Genomic DNA, 22,398 nt, shown 5'->3' with positions numbered 1-22,398 from the left:
ACGTCTGGCCGTGCGACACGAAGAACGTGGATGCCCGGCACAACGCCGGGATGACGGCTTCAGTTTGACGAGCACCGATCTTCAATACCCGCATCATTGCCCCAGCCGTTCGATCAGGGCGGGCGCGTGCACCTGGTCGGCCTTGTAGTTGCCGGTCAGCGTGTACATCACGATGTTGACGCCGGCGCGGTAGGCGAATTCGCGCTGGCGCGGCTCGCCAGGCGTGAGCGGCAGCATCGGCTGGCCGTCGGGACGGAGCGCCCAGGCGCCGGCGAGGTCGTTGGAGGTGATGATGATCGGCGAGACGCCGTCGCCGCCGCGTGCGGGTCGCTGTGCGCTCTCGTCGTCATCCTCGCGCGGCAGCGCCTCGACCCAGGTCTGGCCCGAGTTGAAGCGGCCGGGGAAGTCGCGCAGGAGATAGAAGGTCTTGGTCAGCACGTGCTCGCGCGGCACCGGCTCGAGCTCGGGCACGTCGAGCGAGGACAGGATCTCGCGCAGGGCCTGCATGCCCGGGGTCTGCGAAGCGCCGTTCTCGCCGGGCGGTGCTTCGACCGCATCGCGGGTGTCGAAGATCACGGTGCCGCCCTGCTTCATATAGGCGTCGATCTTGTTGATGGCGTCCTGCGGCGGCTTCGGTGTACCCGGCACGATCGGCCAGTAGATCAGGGGGAAGAAGGCGAGCTCGTCGCGCGCGGGATCGACACCGACGGGGTCGCCGGCCTCGAGCGCGGTGCGCTGCGCCAGGAACAGCGTCAGGCCGGACATGCCGGCTTTGACGATGGAATCGACGTCGGCATTGCCGGTGACGACATAGGCGAGGCGGGTCTGCGACGTCGACTTCATCGCGAACTCGTCCGATGCACTGTCAGCGCGCGACGGTGTCGGCGACAGCACCGCGATGCCTGCAACCATCAGCCCGAGCAGGATTACCGCGGGCGCGGCGCGGCGGCGCAGCAGCGCCGCGAGACCGCCGCCGAGCAGCGCGACGATGATGGCGTCGACCAAAAACAGCGCGAGCGAGGTCGACAGCAGCCAGCCACGCAGGTCGCGTGGCTCGGCATTGGTGTAGGTGGCGTGCCGGGCGCGCAGGCTCGCGGTGTTGAGGGCTGCGATGCGGTCGGCGTTGGCGAGCGTGTTCACGGCGAGCGGTCCTTCTGCCGGACCGTAGAAGCCGGGCGGATGGTCCGGCGTGGCGCGGTCGCGATAATCGGCGGTCAGCGGCTTGGCGGTGGCGGGCGGCGGCCCGAAGGCGCCGAAACCGTCGAGCATGTGCAGCGGCGCCAGTGTCTCGGCGCTCGCCTCAGCGGCAACGCCGGGGCCGGGCTTGGCGGTGTAGCCGGACATGTCGACGACGCGCCGGAGCATTTCGACGAAGGTGCCGGACATCGGCAAATCCGACCAGCGCATGTCGGCGCTGACATGGAACAGGCTGACGATGCCCTTGCCGCGATGCTCGCCGGTCACGAGCGGCGTGCCGTCTTCGAGCGAGGCCCAGCTCTTGGTGGCGAGCACCGCATCTGGCTCGGCCAGCACCTGCCGGCTCACGGTGACGTCCTTGGGAACGGCGACGCCGGCAAACGGACCGTCGGCGGCGAAGGCGGCGAGGTGCTGTGGCTTCTCCCAAGTCAGGCTGCCGCCGAGCGTGCGGCCGCCCTTGCGCAGCTTGACCGGGACGAGATCGTCCTCGGCCTGCGCGAGGCGGGGTCCTGCAAACCGTACCAGCACGCCGCCCTGGGCGATCCAGGCGTTGAGACGCTCGCGCAATTCCGGCGCGACCGTGCCGATATCGGCCAGGATGATCATCGGCAGCTTCTGGTCGAGGAACTGCGTGATGCCCTGCTGCGGTGAGCCCTTGTCGGCGAGCCGCACGTCCGCGAACGGCGCCAGCGCGCGCGTGAGATAGAAGGTCGGTGCCAACAGCGGCTGCGCGGTCTCGCTGGTTGCGCCCGAGACGATGCCGATGGCGCGCCGCCGCCAGCGCTTGTCGAGCAGCTGCACCGCGCCGGCCGAACGCTCGCCGGAGATTTCGAGCCGCGAGATGTCGTTGCGCAGCTCGACCGGCAGGTCGAACGCCGCTTCGACTTCCTTGTCCTGCGGTCCAAAGGTGAAGCGCGCCTCGCCGATCGGCGAGGCCTTCTGGTCCAGCGCCCGCACGGTGCCGGCGGCAATGCCGCTGTCGGTGCGCAGCACCTTCACCGTCATCTTCGCCGCCGCGTTTTCCGCCGCGACCAGTGCCAGCGGGGAGGAGCTGCCGCCTTCGAACACCGTCAAGCTGCGATCCCCCAAGGTCTTGCCGAGGCCGGCCACGAACTCCTCGCCGCGGCCGGTGTCGACGCCGTCCGACAGCCAGGCGATCTCGCAGTCGCCGGTCGCCTTCAGGAAACGATCGATCGCGGTCAGGGTTTCAACGCGCTCGATCGAATAGGGCTTTGGCACGATCTGTCGCAGCGCAACGCGCGCCGCGCCCGCCGGCATCAGCGTGATGTCGCGGTTCGGCTCGGACAGCGGCACCAGCGCGATGGCGCGGCGATCGTTGTCGGCGTTGGCGATCAGCTCGTCGGCGGCCTTGATCCGCGTATCCCAGTTCGAAGCGGCGCTCCAGCCGTCATCGAACATGATCATCAGCGGCGCCTTGCTGGCGGCAAGGCCCGTTTGCGGATTCCAGATCGGGCCGGCTGCGGCGAAGATCACCAGCGCTGCGGCGAGCAGACGCAGCGCGGTCAGCCACCATGGTGTCCGCGACGGCGTCTCCTCGCGTGGCGCGATGTCGAACAGCAGCCGCGTCGGCGGAAACTCGATGCGGCGCGGCCGTGGCGGCATCACGCGGAGCAGCCACCATAGCACCGGAAGGCTGACGAGGCCGATCAGCAGCAGCGGTTCGGTGAAGGCGAGCGGCAATCCCATCATGCGGCCGGCCCCACCTTGATCGAGGAGCTACGGGCACCCGACTTGCTCACCTGCATGCCGGCATGGAGGAACAGCAAGAGCTCGGCCGCCGAGCGGTCGGTCGCATGGGTCGTGAACAGCCAGTCGAGCTTGTTGGTCTCGGCGCGGATCTGGTCGCGGTGCAGCGCAAGCCTTGTGGTGTAATCTTCCGCCCAGCTTTCGGCGCGGCCGGCGGTGATCACGCCAAAGCCTTCCGGCTCGACGAACTCGATACGGCCCGAATAGGGAAACGATTCCTCGGCGGGATCGACGATTTGCACCAGCGTGCCATGCGCGCCGGAGCCGGAGAGACCGGCGAGCGTCGCCTGGATCTCCGCGATCGGCGACCAGAAGTCCGACAGCACGATCGTTTCGGCCAGCGCCGCAGGCACGAAGGAGGGCGGCAGGCTCAGCCGGTCGGCATCATCGTGCAGCATCGCCTGCGCCATCTTGTCGATGACGCTGCGGCTCGCGGTCGGCGCCATCAGCCCGGGAATGCCGACGCGCTCGCCGCCCGCGACCAGCAACTCGGCCAGCGCGAAGGCGACGATCAGCGTGCGCTCCAGCTTGGACTCGCGCGCGGTCTTCGAGGCGAACGCCATCGACGGCGAGCGGTCGGGCCAGATCCAGACCGTGTGGGACGCTTCCCATTCGAGCTCGCGGACATAGAGATGGTCGTCGCGCGCCGAGCGGCGCCAGTCGACATTCTGCGACGGCTCGCCCGAGACGAAGCGGCGGTATTGCCAGAAATTCTCGCCGGAACCGGCGCGGCGCCTTCCGTGCAGGCCGTGGATGACGTTGGCGGCGATGCGGCGGGCCTCGAGCACCAGGCGCGGCAGCGAAGCGGCGAGCGTACGGCTTTCGCCATCGGCACGTCGGATCGCGATGATCTCCTTGCCTGTGTGCCCGTTCTCTGCTGCCATCAACTGATCCGCGTCTTCAATTGCTTGATCACGTCCGGAATCGTGCGTCCCTCGGCGCGTGCCTGGAACGTCAACGCCATGCGGTGCTTCAAAATGGGCTCGGCGAGGTCGAGCACGTCGTCGATCGAGGGGGCGAGACGTCCGTCGATCAGTGCGCGTGCGCGCACGGCCAGCATAAGAGATTGGCTGGCGCGCGGGCCCGGGCCCCAGGCGATGAACTTGCCGGCCTCGCCGCTCTCCTCACCCGGACGCGCCGAGCGCACCAGCGACAAGATGGCTTCAACCACGGAATCGCCGACGGGCAGGCGGCGCACCAATCGCTGCGCGGCGATCAGCGCATCCGCGGTCATCGAACCCTTGGCGAGCGTCTCCTCGGCGCCGGTGGTCTCGAACAGGATGCGGCGCTCGGCGTCGCGATCGGGATAGTCGACGTCGATCTCCATCAGGAAGCGGTCGAGCTGCGCCTCGGGGAGCGGATAAGTGCCTTCCTGCTCCAACGGGTTCTGCGTCGCCAGCACATGGAACGGTTTTGGCAGATCGTGGCGCGCGCCGGCCACGGTAATGTGCTGCTCCTGCATCGCCTGCAGCAGCGCCGATTGTGTGCGGGGGCTCGCGCGGTTGATTTCGTCGGCCATCAGCAGCTGTGCGAACACCGGGCCGGCGATGAAGCGGAACGAGCGTTTTCCGGCTGTGCTCTCGTCCAGCACTTCGGCGCCGAGAATGTCCGACGGCATCAGATCGGGCGTGAACTGGATGCGCTTGGCATCGAGACCGAGCGTGACGCCGAGCGTCTCGACCAGCTTGGTCTTGGCAAGGCCAGGCACGCCGATCAGGAGCGCGTGGCCGCCGGAGAGGATGGTGACCAGCGTATTCTCGATCACGCGATCCTGACCGAAAATCACCGACGCGATCGCGTCCTTTGCCGCACGCACCTGGCCCGACACCTGCTCGGCCGAACGGACGATGCCGTCTTCGAGCTTCTCGACACTTTCCGCCATCCGTCAGCTCCTTAAGCCTGCCACGCGGCTTTCCTGCGTCGTCAAATGATCGCATCAAATTGCGTCATCAACTTGCGTCATGGGCCCTATGCTAAACTTGCAGGAAGGCCATGTATTCGTTGAATTAACCTATCCCCACCTTATCGGCTTCGGGTTATGTACGGCATCACGAAGTGGAGACCTCCACACCGGACTTACCCGGGGTGGAACCGTAGACTTACGTACAACGTAAACCTGCACCAATCGTGCCAACGGACAAAGTCAGGGCAAACCATGGCGAACCAAGGGCAGAGCGCCGATCGCGGTCTGGAGGGGCTGACTGCCGCCGCCAAAAGTGCTGCCGGTGCCGAGGGCGCCAAAAAGGGCCTGCCTCCGGTGCATCTGTGGAATCCGCCGTTTTGCGCCGATCTCGATATCCGAATCGCGGCCGATGGTACTTGGTTCTATATGGGCACGCCAATCGGGCGCCACGCGCTGGTCCGCCTGTTCTCGACCATCCTCAAGCGCGAGGGCGACAAGCATTTCCTGGTCACGCCCGTCGAGAAGGTCGGCATCCGCGTCGACGACGCGCCGTTCATGGCGGTCGAGATGCTGAAGCACGGCGAGGGCAGCCAGCGCGTGCTGAGCTTCCGTACCAATGTCGACGATTGGGTCACCTGCGACGCCGCGCACCGGCTGCGTTTCGAGCAGGCGGCGGACGGCGGCCTGACGCCCTATTTGCACGTCCGCGCCGATCTCTGGGCCAAGGTCACCCGCGCGCTCTATTACGATCTGGTTGACATGGGCGAGGAGCGGATGGTCGATGGCCAGCCGATGTTCGGCGTCGAATCGGCCGGCGAATTCTTCGCCATGGCGGATGCGGAACAGGTGAGGGCCGCGCTTTGAACAAGCCTATTCCCAGGAGCGACAAGAGCGAGCACGAGCCCGTCGCGTTCCGCGCGGCGGATTTCTTCGCCCGCTCCAGGACGAAGCTCGGCTTCGACATTCCGCCCGGGCTGTTCGATCCGAACATCATTCCGGCCTCAGGTGATCCCGGCACCGACAAGATGCTCGAGATCGTCGCGCGCGAGCAGCCGGTGCGTCCCGCAGCGGTCCTGATCGCGGTGGTCGATCGCCCCGAGCCGACCATTTTGCTGACGCAGCGCTCGGCGCATCTGAACGATCACGCCGGCCAGATCGCCTTTCCCGGCGGCAAGATAGACGCGACCGATTCCTCGCCGCTCGACGCTGCGTTGCGCGAGGCCGAGGAGGAGGTCGGGCTGTCCAGAGATTTCGTCGAGCCGATCGGCTATCTCGATCTCTATGGCACCGCGTTCGGCTTCCGCATCCTGCCGACGGTCGCAAGGGTCCGGCCGGGCTTTCAGCTCACCATCAACCATTCCGAGGTTGATGACGCGTTCGAAGTGCCGCTATCCTTCCTGATGAATCCGGTGAATCACCAGATGCACAGCAAGGAATTCCGCGGCATGGAGCGGTTTTACTATGCGATGCCGTTTGCGGAACGTTACATCTGGGGCGCAACGGCCGGAATGCTGCGTGTGCTGTATGAGCGGATCTATTCGTCATGATCCGGCCGGTTCTGACCGAGATCGGAATTTTCCTCATTCCCTTTGCCGTCTATGCGCTGTTCCTGGCCGCGACAAGGTCCGGCCTGTTCGTGCAATCGTCCTGGCCGATCACCGTCGTCGCGCGCCTTATCCTGGTGGCGCTCGTGCTCGTCATCGCCGGCCTGATTGGCTTGGCGCATTTCTCCGGCGCCGCGCCGAACTCGACCTACATTCCCGCCCATATCGAGAACGGCAAGCTCGTGCCGGGCAGGGACAGCTGATTGGAAAGATAAGGGCCGGACGATGAGCGCGGAGCCGATACTTGCCCCGATTCTTGCCGGTGCGCCCTGGCTGACCGCAGGCGGGACGGCGCGCGTCCTGCAACTGCTCAACGCGGATGGCGAGGAAGCGCGCGTGGTCGGCGGCACCGTCCGCAACGCACTGCTCGGCCTGCCGCCGGGCGACATGGACATCGCCACCACCGCGCTGCCGGAGGATGTCGTGCGGCGCGCCAAGGCTGCCGGCATCAAGAGCGTGCCGACCGGCATCGAGCATGGCACCATCACGCTGGTCATCGACGGCGCACCTTACGAAGTCACGACACTGCGCGAGGACACCGAAACGTTCGGCCGCAAGGCCAAGGTCGCCTTCGGCCGCGACTGGGTGAAGGACGCCGAGCGGCGTGACTTCACCATGAACGGCTTGTCGGTCGATGCGGCCGGCGTGGTCTACGATTATGTCGGCGGCATCGCGGATGCCAGGGCGCGGCGCGTGCGCTTCATCGGCGCGCCCGACCAGCGCATTGCCGAGGATTATTTGCGCATCCTGCGCTTCTTCCGCATCCATGCCGCGTTCGGCGTCGGCGAGCCCGACCGCGACGGCACTCTCGCCTGCATTCGCGGACGCGCGGGCCTTGCGACGCTCTCGGCCGAGCGCGTGCGCATGGAGATGCTGAAATTGCTGGTGGCATCAGGCGCCTCCGCGGCCGTGCTTGCGATGGCCGATGCCGGCTTGCTGCAAGCGCTGATCGGCGGCGTTGCCCATACCGGGCCGTTGACGGCGATGATCGCGATCGAGCAAGCGCTCGGCCTGCCGGCCAGCAGCACGCGCCGTCTCGCCGCGCTGACGGTGGCCGTGACCGAAGACGCCAAGCGCGTCGCCACTCGCCTGAGGCTGTCCAATGCGGAAGCCAAGGCACTGGATTCGATGGGGCATCGCTGGTGGCGTCTGCCCGCCAGGGACGAGGCCAATGCGCGGCGGCTCGTCTACCGGCTGGGCGCCGAGCGCTATCACGATCGCGTGTTGCTGGCCTGGGCGCGCAGCGGCGACGACGTCGCATCGTCGCGCTGGCGTGCGCTTGCCGAACTGCCCCAGCGCTGGACTGCGCCGAAATTTCCGCTTCGCGCCGCCGACTTCATCGCGCGCGGCCTGGCGGAAGGGCCTGTGCTCGGACATGTGTTGACACTTGCCGAGGACGCTTGGCTCGCGGCGGATTTTCCACTAGAGGAAGCCGCACTCGCTTCCATCGCCGATCAAGCAACAGCACGCGCCACTCGCGAGAAACATTGACCATCGTCTCAGGCTTCGCCGACATCTCGATTTTCCAGCTGCTGCTGGTCGCGTTGATGGCGTTGTTTGCCTCGATCATCGGTGGTCTCGCCGGCTACGGCACCGGCGCGCTGATGCCGCTGGTGCTGGTGCCGCTGGTCGGCGCCGAGCCGGTGGTGCCGATCATCGCGATCTCCGCGCTCTTCACCAATTCCAGCCGCGCAATTGCCTATCTCCGCTATGCCGACCGGCGCCGCGCGTTGATCGTGCTGGCCTGCGCGGCGTTGACCACCGCGCTCGGTGCCTACGGCTATACGCGCCTCACCAATGCAGGCGCGGCGCTCGTCATCGGCGCCATGCTGATCCTGAGCGTGCCGCTGCGTCGCGTGCTGCGGCGCCGCCAGGTCAAGATCGGCGACACCGGCCTTGCGGCGGGATCCGTCGGTTACGGCGTGCTGGTCGGCGGCACCTCGGGCTCGGGCGTCATCCTGCTCTCGCTGCTGATGGCCGCGGGCCTCGAAGGGGCCGCCGTGATCGCAACCGACGCGATGATCTCGCTCGGCACCGGCCTGATCAAGATCTCGGTGTTCGGCCTCGCCGGCGCGGTGACCGTGCAGGTGCTTGCCTTCGCGCTCCTGATCGGCGGCATCGCCATCCCCGGTGCGTTCCTGGCCAAAGCGTTCGTCGAGCGGATGCCGGTGCATATCCACACCGCGATCCTCGACGCCGCCGTGATCACCGGCGGGCTGGTGATGATCTCGGCGGCGGCGCGGCAGCTCATCGGGTAGATGACGGCGGCCGCGGCTTGGATGAGCGCAGCGACATTCCGCGTTATAGCGGCATGACGCTCCGCTCTGATCAATGCCGACGCGTCAACGCTTTACGCGGCGGGCGCCAGGACGCGCAGGCGATGACCGTCCGGATCGAGCGCAACAAAGGTGTGTCCGAACGGCATGGCGGTCGGAGGCTGCGCAATCCGGACGCCGCGGGTCATCCATGTTTCGTAGGTCGCGTGCACGGCCTCCGCGTTCGCGGCCGCCCATGAGATCTCGCTGCTGCCGGCCTCCGAAGCAGAAGGAGGTACGACGGCGTCCCGCTGCCACAGGCCCAGCATGGTGCCGCTCCCGAGCGGAAGAACGACGAATTTGGGAGACGATTGCGCGACAGGGCGCTCCAGCAGGGTCTGATAGAAAGCGGAGCTCGCCTGCGCATCGTCGACATAGAGCACCACGAGGTTGAAGTCAGCCATTTGCATCTCCTGTTCAGCTTGGCGATGGCTGACGCTTACAGGAAGGTGCTGCCAGTTTCTGTCAGCATGGTCAGCGTTCGGTGATGCATTCCCGTTGCCGCCACTCCCGCAGCAAGTCGGTGCGGCGTCGCGGGTAGCCGCGCTCCGTGAGCGTGATCGACAGGATCCGGTCGGTGCGGAAATGGCGGTAGTCGCCGCGGGTCTCGCACCAGGCCGCCACCATGCGCAGCCGATCGAAGAAGCCGAGCGCGATCGGCCAGATCGTGCGATTGGTGCGATTGGCGTTCTCGTCGCTGTAGGTGATGCGCAATTTGCGCTCCGTGCGGATGGCGGTCCGAATCATCGGCAATTCGGCGTCGCCTGCCGCCGGGTGGCGGCGAGCGACCATCAGGCTCGACGTTTCCAGGGTCCGCTGGAGATCGTCCGGCAGCACGGCCGCGATCTTCGCAAGCGCGTTGCGGGCCGCCTTTCCGAGCGGCTCATCCGGCTGTGCGGTAACCCATCGGCCGCCCAGCACCAGCGCTTCGATCTCCTCTTCCGAGAACATCAGGGGTGGCAACATGAATCCCGGCCGCAGGATATAGCCGATGCCGGGCTCGCCATCGATGTGGGCCCCTTGGCCCTTCAGCGTCTCGATGTCCCGGTAGATCGTCCGGAGGGAGACGCGGAGCTCCTCGGCCAGCCGGCACGCCGCGACGGGCCGACGATGCCTGCGCAAGAGCTGGATCACATCAAGAAGGCGTTGAGCGCGCGACATGACGCCTGATATCACGCCCTGCTGCCAGATTCTGTCAGCATCGACTTTCAGCAACGCGTGCTCCGGATGAACCAATCGCGTTGCGTCCCCGACCAAGGGGGCGGGATCAGCGCTAACTTGGCTCCTCCCGTCGATTGCGGAGACCACATGCGATGCGGATGCGCTCGTCGGCACACTGGTTGTTTCCATGGCTGACCCTGGCGGGCCTCGCCACATCGCCCGCGGTGGCTGGCGCTGACGACGCGGACACCTGCGCAAGGCAATCGGGCGAGCCTGCCATCGTGGCGTGCTCTCGCGCCATTGCGTCGGGCGACTTTAGGGGCGAGGAGCTTGCGAAGCTCTACCTGAACCGCGGCATTGAGCATAAGAACAAGAGCGACCTCGACGGCGCCATCGCCGATTACGGCGAGGCGATCCGGGCCGATCCCAAGCGCGTCGGGGCCTACTTCAACCGCGGCAACGCCTGGCAGGCCAAGAGCGACTTCGATCGCGCCGCCGCTGACTACAGCGAGGCCATCCGGCTCGATCCCGGCTACGCCAAGGCCTACAACAACCGCGGTGTTACCTGGTCGGAGAAAGGGGCGCCCGATCGCGCCATCGCCGATTACAATGAGGCCATCAGGGTCGATCCGAACTACGCCGAAGCCTACAACAACCGCGGCAATGCCTGGATAACCAAGGGCGACCGCGATCGCGCCATCGCCGACTACGATTCTGCGCTCCGCTTCAATCCGAAATATGTCCCGGCCTACGACAATCGCGGGGACGCATTTCTTGCCAAGGGCGACCTCGACAGCGCCATCGCGGACTACAACGAGGCAATCCGGCTCAATCCGAAATTTGCCAAATCCTATTACAACCGCGGCGTGGCGCGGGAGAAGAAGCGCGATCTCGTCGAGGCATTGCCCGACTTCGAAGCCTACGCGCAACTCGTTCCAACTGACCCGGACGGTCCAAAGTCCGTGGCGCGCGTCAAGGCAGAATTGAGCGCGATGACGGGGCGGCGCTGACGGCTTGCTGCGCGGAATTGGATCATAGCTGACCCTGCTGCGCTTCCCGCAGACCGTACCGTCCGCGAGAAGTCGCTTTGTTGCCGGTTCGGCTGCGGCTTCCGATTCCATCGGAACGGGAAAGGCTCTAGTCTCGGCACATCTGTTCAGACGACATCCACCTTGACTCCCGCCGCGCGGCGGGACGCGGTGTGTTCGCTTAATCCCGAAGGACGGCAGGATGCGGGCAGTGATCATCGGTGCGGGAATGGGCGGGTTGATGACGGCGCTGGCGCTGCGGCAGTCGGGCGTCTTCGCATCGGTCGATGTCTACGAGCAGACGAAGGTGCCCAGCACTGCGGGCGCCGGGTTGAACATTCCGCCGAACGGGGCGCGGCTTTGTCGGTGGCTGGGTGTCGACCTCGATGGCGGGGATCCGAAAGGTCCCGATGGGGCGATCGACGGCGGCCGGGCCGCCATTCTGGAATCGACCCGGCAATTCAACGCGGATGGGAGCGTGACGAAGCGGCCGTTCGATCATGTCACCGCCGCGGGCGACGGCGCCGGGTTTCATCACATGCACAGGCTGGACCTGTTGATGTGCCTGTACAAGCGGGTGTTCGAGTTCGGTCCGGGCAGCGGCGAACCATGCCCGATCACCGTGCACATGGACTGCAGGCTGACCGAGTTGCGTCAGACCGAAGGCGGGGTGACGGCAACCTTTGCCAATGGCCGAACCGCCACCGGAGAGGTGCTCGTAGGTGCCGACGGGATCAACTCTGCCACGTTGCAGCTGGCATGGCCGAACCCACGTCCCAAGCGCTGGACCGAGGTGACCTGCTTTCGCGGACTCATTCCCCGGAATGTGGTCGCCTCGCTCCGCAAGGCGGACGGCAGCCCGCTGGATCACAATCCCATCGACTCCTTCAGCATGGATCGCCATCGCAACGACAAGAGCGGAGCGACGACGTACTGGGTGCGCGGCGGCGAGTTGTTGAACGTATGGATCGCCCGCTATGAGCCCGACTCCGCCGCGTTCGAGCAGGAGGAGGGCGACTGGTTTCCCGTCAGTCGGGAGGAAATCCTTCGCGAAGTGGGCGAGGCGTTCGAGGGCAGCCCAAGCCGGGACGACCTGCTCGCGCTGGCGGGCGCGATCGTTCGTCCGACGAAATGGGGCCTCTACGATCGCGACGCGCTCGAAACCTGGGTGCAAGGCCGCGTCTGCCTGCTCGGGGACGCGGCGCATCCGATGCTTCCCACGTTTGGCCAGGGCGCGGCGCAGTCGTTCGAGGACGCCGCCGCGCTCGGCAGCGCCTTCACCCTGCACAAGCGCGATGTGGCGACGGCATTGTTGCATTACGAACGCGTGCGGCATTACCGCGCGACCCGCTTCCAGCTCGGCTCAAAATTCGCCTTCGATCATTTGCGGGCCAGGGACACCGCCGAGCAGAAGGCGCTGCTCGAGTCACTCGACGAGCGGGTGAGCCCGGCCTTTGCTCACGACAAGCGCGGCGGCGAGGACGATTCCTGGATCTATGCCTACGATGCCCGCAAGATCGGCGCCGAATTGCCTCCGAAGAGATTGGGGCCGTGGGACTTCCGCCGCGCTGCCAAGGCCAATTACGCCGCGATCACCCGCGAGCTCTGGAAGCCGGCCGGTCCCGCCAGGGATCCGCGCCCCGTCACCCGCGAGGAGGTCGCCCAACACAACAGGCGAGACGATTGCTGGGTCATCATCCGGGGAAAAGTCTACGACATCACCGAGTGGGCACCCCATCATCCCGGTGGCGCTGGAATCGCGCGAATGTACGCGGGCAAGGAAGCCACTGCCGAATTTGGTGACTACCACAGCGCGGAAGCCGTCGCGCACATGGCTCATTTCTGCGTCGGCGATCTCGCCGAGGCTGCAACCACCTCGCCGTGATGCCGGAGAAGCGCAGTCTGCAAGAGATGCTTGTCCGACGTCACGGCCCTCTGCCCGACGCCTGCTTCCCAAAGCAAGCATTCCGCATGGCTCGAAGTCCTCGAGCCATGCGATCCCGTGTCTCCGGCCTAGCCGGGAGATGGCGTGGACTAGCGGCGGCCCGATTGCTTGATTTCAGCGACCTGCTTTTCGCCGGGCAACTTGCCTGCGGCCATCAGGCTGCTACAAATCCACCGAGCCTCTCTGCTTGTCGCGCCCACGAAAGTTTTGGTGTCTATGCAGTGTGCGTAGGTGTTGTAGCTGAGCGTGTCCCGGCACGTCGACGAGAAATTTCCGACCCAGGAATCCGTACTCTGACTACATCCAACCCAGGGGGCATTGCCGACCCTGTAACTCGTTTCGCAACCTCCGTTGCAGGTGCTGGCGGATCGCTCCAGCTTGGCAAGCTTACCCAACACCGTATTCGGCGCGAATACCGGATTTTGAGCGGTTGATGAGCCTGATGTCCGGTGGGACGTCGCGGTCGTAGGCCCCTGCCTCGGCACAACGTTTGGTCTTGCCTTCGGTGCTTCGACTGAGACGGCGGGAAGCGAAGAGCTTGGTGTGGGTTGCGACATTGCCGTGGTGCTGCACAGCAAGACGGTAGACAAGGCAACGATGACGGACGGCACGGCGAAGCCTAATGACGATCGCATAAGGTACCTCCCCAAATCCGGGACGGAACAGCCGTCCCGACAGCCAGTGATTGTATCACAATATTCCGATACCGGCAATTCGGTGAACGCAGGACCATCTGCGATAAGACGCCATCGACATGATGACTGAGGGAGCGCTGATCCCCGTCGTCATTGCGACACTTCTATGACAGTGATGTCCGCTCGTGCCTCGTGATTTGCAGAGAAGCGGACATCGGCTGTGTTGCGATGACTGCGCACGGAGTTTGCGGCTACGCTGCCGAAGCAGGCATTTCGCATGGCTCAGAATTCCTGAGCCATGCGATCTTGTGTCTCTGAAGCAGCCGCCTGGCGACCTGAACTAGCGGCGGCCCCATTGCTTGATTTCAGCGACCTGCTTTTCGCCGGGCAGCTTGCCCCCGGCCAGCAGGCTGGTGCAAATCCACCGGGATTCCCTGGGTTGTGCACCAAGGAAGGCCTTGGTCTCTACGCACTGCGCGTAAGTCTTGTAGCTGAGCGTGTCTGTGCACGTCGGCGAGAAAAGACTGTTGTCATACCCTCCGGCACTAAAGCTACATCCGACCCACGGCGCGTTGCCGACCCTGAAACTTGTTTCGCAACCACCGTTGCAGCTGCGGGCTTCTCTCTCCAGCTTGGCGAGCCTCCCCATGACTGTATTCGGCGCGTATGACGGCGTTTGAGCCGATGATGAGCCTGATGTCCGATGGTGGGATGTCACGGTCGTCGGCCCCTGCCGCGGCACAACAGTCGGTCTTGCCTTCGGCGCTTCGACCGAGACGGCGGGAAGCGTGGAGTTTGGTGTGGGTTGCGACATTGCCGTGGTGCTGCACAGCAAGACGGTTGACAAGGTAGCGACGACTGACGGTACGGCGAAGCCTAACGAGAATCTCATGGGCGGCCTCCCAATGGACGGAAATGCAATCCCGACACGTCATGGTTGTATCACAATATTCCGATACGGGCAATTCGGTGGACGCATGGCCATCTGCGATAAGACGCTATCGACATGATGACCGAGAGAGCGACGATCGCTGGCGCCGTTGCGACATCGGCTTCTGGCCCCTTCTATGACGGTGATGTCCACGCGTGCCTCGTTGTCGGCAGAGAAGCGGACGTCATGCACTTTCGCGAGAGCCTGAGCCATTGGTTTCTGGCCTCGTTGCAAACAAGCAGTCCGCACAATATCGTCGCGTGCTCGACGTCTCCTCTGACGACCAATCCTCTCAGGAACCAACACCATGAACGCCGTCTCAGTGCCCAGCAGGATCGATCGCCCTTCGGGAAAGATCGACATCCCATCCGCCTGGCTGGGCGCGGAGATGAAGGCCAATCCGGATCGGTGGCTGATATCGCTGACTGCCGGCGAGATCGCGGAGCTCGAGAACGCGGCTGAATCCTATCTGGGTCGAAGCAGGAAAATCGCCGAGATCACGAAGCAGAGCTTTCCGCTTCCTCATTTCGGCGCGCATCTGGAAGGGCTCAAGACAAAGCTGCTGACCGGCCTCGGTTTCGAAGTGATCCGCGGCCTCCCGGTGGCAAAATACAGCCAGGAGTTTGCCGCTACGATATTCTGCGGGGTGGGCGCGCATCTGGGATCGGCGCGGTCCCAGAATGCAGCGGGTCACATTCTCGGCCACGTCCGCGACACCGGCGCCGATGCGAGGGATCCGAACACCCGGATTTATCAGACCTCGGAACGGCAGACGTTCCATACGGATTCGTCGGACGTGGTTGGGCTGTTGTGCATTCGCGAGGCGATGGAAGGAGGAGATTCTCTCCTTGTCAGCACGTCGACGATCTACAACGCCATGTTCGACAGGCGTCCCGACCTTGCTGCTCTCTTGTTCGACGCAATCGCGACCGACCGGCGCGGCGAGGTGCCGGAGAACGAAAAGCCATATCTCGAAATCCCGGTCCTGAATTGGCATGCAGGATTCCTGACCGGGTTCTATCAGCGCCAGTATATCGACAGCGCGCAGCGCTTTCCCGATGCGCCGCGACTGACGCCGGCTCACATCGAGGCGCTCGATCTGTTCGATGAACTCGCAAATGACGCCACGCTGCATTTCGGCATGCGGCTTCAGCCGGGCGACATGCAGTTCGTCTACAATCATGCCCTGTTGCACGATCGAACCGGATTCCGCGACTGGCCCGATGCCAACCAGAAGCGTCATCTGTTACGCCTCTGGCTCAGCATGCAAGGTGACCGGCCGCTGCCGGATTGCTTCAAGCAGCGCTATGGGTCGATCGAGATCGGCAACCGCGGTGGCATCATCACCAGGGGCACCAGCCTGAACGTGCCGTTGGATTGATCGCCGGATTCAGACGACATCGCGCGCTGGGGCGGCCCCGATGGCATCACCGGCGAGACGGACGTGAGGTGCTGGCCCCAAGCACGGGCCCAAGCGTCTACGGGCCGTGCAAGCTGTTCAGAAACCGCTCCTTTTCGCCGGGCGCATAACCCTGGCAAGCGCCAAAATACGGTTCAGGTTTGTCGCAGTCCGGGGTGCCGGACCGGTCTTGGAGCGGCGGGCGAGATGGCGCGTAAGCAAAGCTCGACGCGAGAGGCTTGTGCCGGTGATGCAGCGGCGCGGCGTTCGCAACGCCGCACAGGGCGATCAAAAGGCTCAAAGCCAAAATGGAACGCATCGCTTTTCTCCAGCTGCCCCTTGTCTCCTCAATTAAGGCTCGGCTGCAGAGTCCCAACGGGTGTCGGCTTCACGACCGGTCACATCCCCGGCATCAGGGACCCTCGTGGGGCGAGCGATCGTGCGGTTTGGCAAATGTCGCCCGTCAACATCGCAGGCTGGTTGTCGGGCGTATGACCAGCCAGTCCGTATGTGGAAGTCGTCGTTGGCCGAGATCCAGCGATATCGGCTATTACGCCGTTCAGCGCGTTCGGGGCTGCGGAGCTTGCTGCTGCTTGAACCTCACGCGCGGATTTACATCGCAATAGGTATTCCACCGCCCGGACGCCGAGGCCAAACATTGTTCTCGCGTTGAATACATGCACTCGCCGGTCACGCCGATATGTCCGCCAAAGATGCACCACGGATAGTCTCGCTCCGCGTGTGCAGCCGGGGCAAGTCCCGCGATCATGATGATAACCAGCACGACGCTTCGCATGGGATCCTCCATCACGTCAGCCCGACGTGGGATACGGCTAACGAACAGCAGCCTCGACGGCAAGGACCAATCCGGCGTCACACAACATTGGTCTTGCTGATGCTGGATCCAACGCGGGCGCCGGCGGGAACCAATATATCGCGAGCACATGCAGATTGTTCACGTCTGCACTGACAGGCGCAGTTTGGAACGGGATGGGCGGCGAGCGATTGAGGTCAATCCAATGACAGGAGAAAGCTATGACGATTGCAAAGACCCTGGGATTCGCCGCAATTGCGATCGCGGCGACCGGCGTATCCAGTGCGAGTTTCGCAGGGCCGGGACCCTGCACCAGCTCGAAGGGCATGGCGGTGGGCATCGAGGGCCCGGCCATGAACGGTGGTCAGCGAATGGCTGGCGTGGGTAACTGCCGTCACGGGAGATGGCGGAACAGCTACGGCTACTATCGCGGACCGGTCGACAGCTCGTACGGCTATGACGACCGCGGTTACGGCTATCCACACGAGCAACCCGGCGTCAGCATCGACGTCGGTCCGGGCCGCTGGTAGCGAACCGACGCAGGATGAGAATCAAGGACCGCCGGTTGGCGGTCCTTGTCTTTTTGGCGATGCGATCGGCGTTCGCGCGCATGGGAGTGGCGGATCGAGCGCATTGCTGCAGTCATGGCAGCCTTTACATGCTCCACAAGCTGCTGAGAAATCGATCCTTTTCGCCAGGTGCGTAACCCTGACAAGCGCCGAAATAGGGCTCAGGCTTGTTGCAGTCCGGCGTGCCGGACCGGTCTCGGCGCGGCGACTGAGCTGGCGCGTAGGCAAAGCTCGAAGCGCCCTGATGGGAGCGCACAGCAGCGTGCCGATGGGTATGATGGGCCGGCGCGGCATTCGCAACGCCGCACAGCGAGATCAAAAGGCCCAAGGAAAGGCCCAAGAAAAGACCTAAGGCGAGAACGGAACGCATCGCTTTTCTCCAGATGCCTCCGTTCTCAGTTTAGCGCTCGGCGACGCAGCCCGAACAGATATCGGCTTCATGACTGGTCACATCCCCGTGTCCGCTATCGCGCCGTCGTTGGCAGCGAACCGGACATCTCGTGCCGGAGCCGGATACGCCAAGCTGGCGAATGAGGATGCGGGCTCAGGCAAGGCTATTCGTCGTCCTCCTCCTCGTCTTCTTCGTTCTCATCATCGTGATCTTCTTCGACCTGGATGAGCGTCGCGAGCGGCAGCGTCTCGCGGAAGAGATCGCCTTCCATGCCCATCCAGAGGCAGAGCACGTCCTCGCCCTTGACCTCCGCGACGGTCAATGGCTGGCCGCCCGATTTCAGCATGACGATATCGCCGGCTTTCAATTCCATGGATTGTCCTTTCGTTGATCGATCCGGCGGCGACGCTAGCAATTTGTCATGACACGCCGAACACGGGAGAGGGATCGTGAGTCATTCGGCCCGGGCGTCTCCCCAGCACCCGCACCTTGACGCGATTGTCGCTGACGGCCGCTTCTTCGCGTTCGAGTCCGTGGTCCGGTTTGGCAAATCAATCTATTGCGGCTCGCTTTCCTGTTCCGACATGCAAGGGGCCGCAATGGACATCGTCGCAATCGAGACCGCAATCAAACGCTACGTCGATGCCGGCGAGCTTGCCGGCGCGGCGATGCTTGTCCGGCGAGGTGGCGAGACGCAGACCATTTGTGTCGGATTGCGCGATATCGAGGCCCGGCGCCCCGTCGAGAGAGATACCATCTTCCGCATCGCGTCGATGTCCAAGCCGATCATTTCGACGCTGGCGCTCATGTTGCTCGAGGACGGCAAATTCGCGCTGGGCGATCCGATTACGCGCTGGGCCCCGGAATTCTCGGCGATGCGCGTGCTGGGCTCTCCCGAAGGTCCGCTGAACGAGACGGAGCCGGCCGGGATGCCGATTACGTTCGAGCATCTGCTGACCCATCGCTCCGGACTGACATACAGCGACTTTCATCGGGGGCCGATCGCGGCCGCCTATCGCGACATGCTCGGTGGCGACATCGACAATGAACTGTCGCCGAACGCGTGGATTGCGCGCCTGGCCGGGCTTCCGCTGATCGACCAGCCCGGGCGTCAGTTCCACTACGGCAAATCCACCGATCTGCTCGGGCTGTTGATCGAGCGTATCGCGGATGCACCGCTGGCAGATGTCCTGAAGCGCCGAATCTTCGTTCCGCTCGGAATGACGGATACCGGCTTCAGCGTTGCCGCGACGAATGAGGGGCGGCGTGCCGGATTGCACGGATTCGATGCACAAGGTCGCCTCACGACGCTGCCATCCGTTCCCGGCGGACACGCACACGCCGAACGGCCGGCGAGCATGACATTCGTGTCCGGCGGTCAGGGTCTATGGTCGACGCTCGACGATTATCTCGCATTCGCGCGGATGTTCGCCGAGGGCGGAGCCGTCGACGATGTCCGCCTGCTGCAGCCGGGCACGTTGTCGATGATCGCAACGAACCAGCTCACCGATCATCAGCGTTCCACGGCTCGCATGCTCGGATTGCCGCTGTTTGCGCGGGGGCACGGATTTGGCTTGGGGGTCGCTGTGGTGATGGAGCCGGATCAAGCCGACCCTGTCCGATGCGGGGGCGGCAAGGGGGCGGTCGGCTGGCCGGGCGCATATGGCGGCTGGTGGCAGGCCGATCCGAACGACGGCTCGGTCATGATCTTCCTCGCTCACAACATGGTGCAACTGGAGCAGCTCGCGCAGGGGATCGGACTGGGCGTGTGGAGCGCAATCAGCGACTTCCAGTCCATCGGCTCGCGCCTGAGGTGAAACCGTTCGCCGGCGGTCTGCACTACCCTCGCAAGCATCCCGACGATGGCATCATGCGCCTGTTTTGCCCGACGGGTCAACGGATTTTCGTAAAATCCGCAAAGGTCCGATTTTGCAGCAACCCGCTACGGTGCATGGGGTTGTTTTCGAGATTCAGCCCGGCACCAGCTCGGTCAGCGAGCGGATGATGCGATCGGGCTTGACGGTGGAACCTTCGGGCAGGCCGTCGCCGTGCGCGTCGAGCCAGACCGCATAGATGCCGAGGCGCTGCGGTGTCACGACTTCCCATTCCAGATTGTCGCCGATCATCCAGGTGTCCGCAGCGGTGACACCGAGCGCTTCCATCGCGTGCAGATAGGCGCGCTCTTCCGGCTTGCCGAAACCGTGCTCGCCCTCGATCTGGATGTGATCGAAGCGATGGGTCAGCTCGAAGCGCTCGACCTTGGCACGCTGCATGTCGGCGGCACCGTTGGTGACCAGCGCGAGCTTGACGCCGTGTGCCTTGAAGGCGTCGATCGCATCATGCGCGCCGGGAAAAACGAAGATCGCTTCCTCGCGATAGGTGGTGAAGCGGTCGGCGAGGCGATCCGCGAGATCATCGGAGAGCGGATGATGGCCGTTGGCGGCGAGCGCAGCAAAGCCGCCGCGCACCGTGAGCCGCCGCGCCTCGCCGAGCTTCATCCGCCACGCGGCCTCCGCGGTCGACCAGAACTGCCGCGCATAGGCCAGCACGGCCATGGCGACCTGTGGCGGCGGCAGCGGCGCAAGCTCCTCGGCGAATTCTTCCGCGATCGTGTTCCAGGCGATCTCGGGCCGGCCATAGGCCGACAGGATGGTGTCGTCCATGTCGATCAGCATGGCGCGCGGGAGCGGCTTCACGGCGGGCTTCATCGTCGTCATGGCCATTTCACCTCCGGCGGCAGCGACGACAGGATCGAGTCCACGTTGCCGCCGGTCTTGAGCCCGAAAATGGTGCCGCGGTCATAGAGCAGGTTGAACTCGACATAGCGGCCGCGGCGGATCAACTGCTCCTCGCGGTCTTCTGCGGTCCAGGCGCTCGCGAAATTGCGCCTGACGAGTTCGGGGTAGATCTTCAGGAAGGCGCGGCCGACATCCTGCGTGAAGGCGAGGTCGGCCTCCCAGTCGCCGCTGTCGTGCCAGTCGTAGAAGATGCCGCCGATGCCGCGCGCCTCTTTCCGGTGCGGGAGATAAAAATATTCGTCGCACCACGTCTTGTACTTGTCGTAATCGGCAACGCCGTTGGGCCCTGTGCAGGCCTCTTTCATCGCGGCGTGGAAGGCGAGCGTATCTGCATCGTCCTGCGTGCGCCTTCGGTCGAGCACTGGCGTCAGATCGGCGCCGCCGCCGAACCACGCCTTGGTGGTGACGACGAAGCGTGTGTTCATGTGCACGGCCGGCACGTGCGGATTGCGCATGTGGGCGATCAGCGAGATGCCGGAGGCCCAGAAGCGCGGATCCTCCGCCGCGCCCGGAATCTGCGCGCGAAACTCTGGCGCGAACTCGCCGTGCACTGTCGAGCAGTGCACGCCGACCTTCTCGAACAGGCGGCCCGACATCATCGACATCACGCCGCCGCCACCGGCCGCGCCGCTATGATCGGTGCGCTGCCAGGGCGTGCGCACGAATCGGCCGGCCTCGCCGGGATAGAGGCTCTGCGGCGCGTCATCCTCGAGCCGCTCGAAGCTCGCGCAGATGTCGTCGCGCAGATGCTCGAACCAGCTGCGGGCGCGGGCCTTGCGGTCTTCGATTGTTGTGGCGTCCATCTTCTATTCCCGAACGAACCTGCCGCAGGGTGGGCAAAGGCGCCCTCGCGCCGTGCCCACGATCTCTCTCCGTCATCTCGAATGGTGGGCACGCTCCGATTAGCCCACCCTACGAAATCTCACTCTTGCGGACCGTAATAGGTGCAGCTCTCGTTGCAACTGTCGCGGTGGATGCTGACGCGGGTGAGCTTGCCGATATGGGCGAGCCGTTCCCAGACGAAGCGCGACAGGTTCTCCAGCGTCGGTGTGCCCAGCGCCTCGATCTTGTTGAGGAACTTGTGGTCGAGCATCAAGCGCACGTCCTCGATCGCGCGCTGCAGCAGGCCGAGATCGACCACCATGCCGGTCGCAGGGTCGGGCGTGCCGCGGACCGTCACCTCGGCGCGGAAGGAGTGGCCGTGGATCTCTTCGCTCGCCGCGCCAAAGGTCGTCCCCTTCAGCGTATGCGCCGCCTCGAAGCGGAACGATTTCGTCAATTCCCACATCTGTCCGTTCAGTCCTATCTGATGCCGAGCGATTTATGCGTCTGCACGCTCAGCCGCCATTGCGGATGGCGCAGGCAATAGTCGATCGCGCGCGCGGTGTTTTGAGCGACCTCGGGCCCGTCCATCGGCTGCAGCGAGAAACGCTCGAAGGCGAGGCCCTCGAAAGCTTCCGGTGCGGCGAGCGCCTGCGGATAGACCAGCTTCAGCTCGTGGCCGCGACGGAGCACCAGCTCGCTGCCGCCCTTGGGGCTGACGCAGATCCAGTCGAGCCCGTCGGGCGCGGCGATCGTGCCGTTGGTCTCGACGCCGATCTCGAAGCCGCGCGCATGGAGTGCGTCGATCAGGTCGGTGTCGACCTGCAGCAGCGGCTCGCCGCCGGTCAGTACCACATAGCGGTTGGAGGTCGACCCGGTCCATTGCGCGGCGATGGTGTCGGCGAGTTCCGCCGCCGTGGCGTAGCGGCCGCCGAGCGTGCCGTCGGTGCCGACGAAATCCGTATCGCAGAACTGGCAAGTCGCCCCGCTGCGGTCGGCCTCGCGGCCGCTCCAGAGGTTGCAGCCGGCAAAACGGCAGAACACCGACGCGCGCCCGGCATGGGCGCCTTCGCCTTGCAGGGTCAGGAAGATTTCCTTGACCGCGTAGCTCACTGGTCT

General features: G+C 64.7%; 22 protein-coding genes. 10 read left to right on the top strand and 12 right to left on the bottom strand.

Going from position 1 to position 22,398, the window contains the following annotated elements:
* Positions 1 to 93: 93 nt before the first annotated feature.
* Genes ACWAT4_RS32140 through ACWAT4_RS32130 form a run of 3 tightly spaced genes read right to left on the bottom strand, consistent with a single transcriptional unit; the run spans position 94 to position 4,846 of the window.
* Complete coding sequence (locus ACWAT4_RS32140) at positions 94 to 2,907, bottom strand: DUF4159 domain-containing protein (protein WP_449728987.1); 2,814 nt, start codon at positions 2,905 to 2,907, stop codon at positions 94 to 96.
* Positions 2,904 to 3,848, bottom strand: coding sequence for a DUF58 domain-containing protein (locus ACWAT4_RS32135; protein ID WP_212428026.1), 945 nt, complete (start codon positions 3,846 to 3,848; stop codon positions 2,904 to 2,906). The genes ACWAT4_RS32140 and ACWAT4_RS32135 overlap by 4 nt, the downstream gene beginning before the upstream one ends.
* On the bottom strand, positions 3,848 to 4,846 hold the full coding sequence (locus ACWAT4_RS32130) for an AAA family ATPase (protein ID WP_449728986.1): 999 nt from the start codon (positions 4,844 to 4,846) through the stop codon (positions 3,848 to 3,850). Before ACWAT4_RS32130 ends, ACWAT4_RS32135 begins: the two co-directional genes overlap by 1 nt.
* A gap of 273 nt (positions 4,847 to 5,119) precedes the next feature.
* Here ACWAT4_RS32130 and ACWAT4_RS32125 point away from each other — a divergent pair, with 273 nt between their 5' ends.
* Genes ACWAT4_RS32125 through ACWAT4_RS32105 form a run of 5 tightly spaced genes read left to right on the top strand, consistent with a single transcriptional unit; the run spans position 5,120 to position 8,729 of the window.
* Entirely contained in the window at positions 5,120 to 5,731 is a 612-nt protein-coding gene (locus ACWAT4_RS32125) for a DUF1285 domain-containing protein (RefSeq protein ID WP_449728985.1), read from the top strand.
* Entirely contained in the window at positions 5,728 to 6,414 is a 687-nt protein-coding gene (locus ACWAT4_RS32120) for a CoA pyrophosphatase (RefSeq protein ID WP_212297532.1), read from the top strand. The genes ACWAT4_RS32125 and ACWAT4_RS32120 overlap by 4 nt, the downstream gene beginning before the upstream one ends.
* Positions 6,411 to 6,674, top strand: coding sequence for a DUF6111 family protein (locus ACWAT4_RS32115; protein ID WP_212297533.1), 264 nt, complete (start codon positions 6,411 to 6,413; stop codon positions 6,672 to 6,674). The genes ACWAT4_RS32120 and ACWAT4_RS32115 overlap by 4 nt, the downstream gene beginning before the upstream one ends.
* A gap of 22 nt (positions 6,675 to 6,696) precedes the next feature.
* Positions 6,697 to 7,962 carry a CCA tRNA nucleotidyltransferase gene (locus ACWAT4_RS32110; RefSeq protein ID WP_449728984.1) on the top strand — a complete coding sequence of 422 codons (1,266 nt, stop codon included), beginning with the start codon at positions 6,697 to 6,699 and terminating at the stop codon, positions 7,960 to 7,962.
* A complete protein-coding gene (locus tag ACWAT4_RS32105) occupies positions 7,959 to 8,729 on the top strand; it encodes a sulfite exporter TauE/SafE family protein (protein WP_449728983.1) in 771 nt (256 codons plus the stop codon). Before ACWAT4_RS32110 ends, ACWAT4_RS32105 begins: the two co-directional genes overlap by 4 nt.
* A gap of 92 nt (positions 8,730 to 8,821) precedes the next feature.
* Here the strand turns inward: ACWAT4_RS32105 and ACWAT4_RS32100 are convergent, their stop codons facing one another.
* Together ACWAT4_RS32100 and ACWAT4_RS32095 are read right to left on the bottom strand one after the other, a co-directional pair.
* Positions 8,822 to 9,190, bottom strand: a complete 369-nt coding sequence (locus ACWAT4_RS32100) for a VOC family protein (RefSeq protein WP_212297536.1) — start codon at positions 9,188 to 9,190, stop codon at positions 8,822 to 8,824.
* A 70-nt stretch (positions 9,191 to 9,260) separates the two neighbouring features.
* Positions 9,261 to 9,947 (bottom strand): helix-turn-helix transcriptional regulator, encoded by a 687-nt coding sequence (locus ACWAT4_RS32095; RefSeq protein WP_212298042.1) that lies wholly within the window; start codon positions 9,945 to 9,947, stop codon positions 9,261 to 9,263.
* A 152-nt stretch (positions 9,948 to 10,099) separates the two neighbouring features.
* On the opposite strand from ACWAT4_RS32095, the gene ACWAT4_RS32090 reads away from it, so the two are divergent.
* The 3 genes from ACWAT4_RS32090 to ACWAT4_RS32080 all read left to right on the top strand — a co-directional run bounded on the left by ACWAT4_RS32090 (position 10,100) and on the right by ACWAT4_RS32080 (position 15,867).
* The gene (locus ACWAT4_RS32090) at positions 10,100 to 10,957 is read left to right on the top strand and encodes a tetratricopeptide repeat protein (protein ID WP_449728982.1); all 858 of its coding nucleotides are present in this window, start codon (positions 10,100 to 10,102) and stop codon (positions 10,955 to 10,957) included.
* Positions 10,958 to 11,177: 220 nt separating this feature from the next.
* Positions 11,178 to 12,860, top strand: coding sequence for a cytochrome b5 domain-containing protein (locus ACWAT4_RS32085; protein WP_449728981.1), 1,683 nt, complete (start codon positions 11,178 to 11,180; stop codon positions 12,858 to 12,860).
* Positions 12,861 to 14,793: 1,933 nt separating this feature from the next.
* Positions 14,794 to 15,867: a TauD/TfdA family dioxygenase gene (locus tag ACWAT4_RS32080; RefSeq protein WP_449728980.1), complete on the top strand. Its 1,074-nt coding sequence runs from the start codon at positions 14,794 to 14,796 to the stop codon at positions 15,865 to 15,867.
* 97 nt (positions 15,868 to 15,964) lie between these two features.
* Here ACWAT4_RS32080 and ACWAT4_RS32075 read toward each other — a convergent pair whose 3' ends face one another.
* Positions 15,965 to 16,204 carry a hypothetical protein gene (locus ACWAT4_RS32075; protein WP_212297540.1) on the bottom strand — a complete coding sequence of 80 codons (240 nt, stop codon included), beginning with the start codon at positions 16,202 to 16,204 and terminating at the stop codon, positions 15,965 to 15,967.
* A gap of 240 nt (positions 16,205 to 16,444) precedes the next feature.
* Positions 16,445 to 16,654, bottom strand: coding sequence for a DUF3551 domain-containing protein (locus ACWAT4_RS32070; RefSeq protein WP_449731293.1), 210 nt, complete (start codon positions 16,652 to 16,654; stop codon positions 16,445 to 16,447).
* A gap of 266 nt (positions 16,655 to 16,920) precedes the next feature.
* Here ACWAT4_RS32070 and ACWAT4_RS32065 point away from each other — a divergent pair, with 266 nt between their 5' ends.
* A complete protein-coding gene (locus ACWAT4_RS32065; protein ID WP_212297542.1) occupies positions 16,921 to 17,229 on the top strand; it encodes a hypothetical protein in 309 nt (102 codons plus the stop codon).
* Positions 17,230 to 17,822: 593 nt separating this feature from the next.
* Here ACWAT4_RS32065 and ACWAT4_RS32060 read toward each other — a convergent pair.
* Complete coding sequence (locus tag ACWAT4_RS32060) at positions 17,823 to 18,032, bottom strand: YodC family protein (protein WP_449728979.1); 210 nt, start codon at positions 18,030 to 18,032, stop codon at positions 17,823 to 17,825.
* Positions 18,033 to 18,258: 226 nt separating this feature from the next.
* On the opposite strand from ACWAT4_RS32060, the gene ACWAT4_RS32055 reads away from it, so the two are divergent.
* Positions 18,259 to 19,476 carry a serine hydrolase domain-containing protein gene (locus tag ACWAT4_RS32055; protein WP_449728978.1) on the top strand — a complete coding sequence of 406 codons (1,218 nt, stop codon included), beginning with the start codon at positions 18,259 to 18,261 and terminating at the stop codon, positions 19,474 to 19,476.
* 153 nt (positions 19,477 to 19,629) lie between these two features.
* On the opposite strand, the gene ACWAT4_RS32050 is transcribed toward ACWAT4_RS32055, so the two are convergent.
* The 4 genes from ACWAT4_RS32050 to queE all read right to left on the bottom strand — a co-directional run bounded on the left by ACWAT4_RS32050 (position 19,630) and on the right by queE (position 22,392).
* Complete coding sequence (locus ACWAT4_RS32050) at positions 19,630 to 20,382, bottom strand: HAD family hydrolase (protein ID WP_449728977.1); 753 nt, start codon at positions 20,380 to 20,382, stop codon at positions 19,630 to 19,632.
* A complete protein-coding gene (gene hemF, locus ACWAT4_RS32045; RefSeq protein ID WP_449728976.1) occupies positions 20,373 to 21,260 on the bottom strand; it encodes an oxygen-dependent coproporphyrinogen oxidase in 888 nt (295 codons plus the stop codon). The genes ACWAT4_RS32050 and hemF overlap by 10 nt, the downstream gene beginning before the upstream one ends.
* Positions 21,261 to 21,379: 119 nt before the next feature.
* The gene (locus ACWAT4_RS32040; protein WP_212297547.1) at positions 21,380 to 21,745 is read right to left on the bottom strand and encodes a 6-pyruvoyl trahydropterin synthase family protein; all 366 of its coding nucleotides are present in this window, start codon (positions 21,743 to 21,745) and stop codon (positions 21,380 to 21,382) included.
* Positions 21,746 to 21,759: 14 nt separating this feature from the next.
* Positions 21,760 to 22,392, bottom strand: a complete 633-nt coding sequence (gene queE / locus ACWAT4_RS32035) for a 7-carboxy-7-deazaguanine synthase (protein ID WP_449728975.1) — start codon at positions 22,390 to 22,392, stop codon at positions 21,760 to 21,762.
* Between the last annotated feature and the right edge of the window lie 6 nt (positions 22,393 to 22,398).

The organism is Bradyrhizobium sp. T-1 (genome assembly GCF_053592855.1).
Note: the sequence above shows the minus strand (reverse complement) of the source record. Positions and strands in the feature narration are given on the sequence as shown.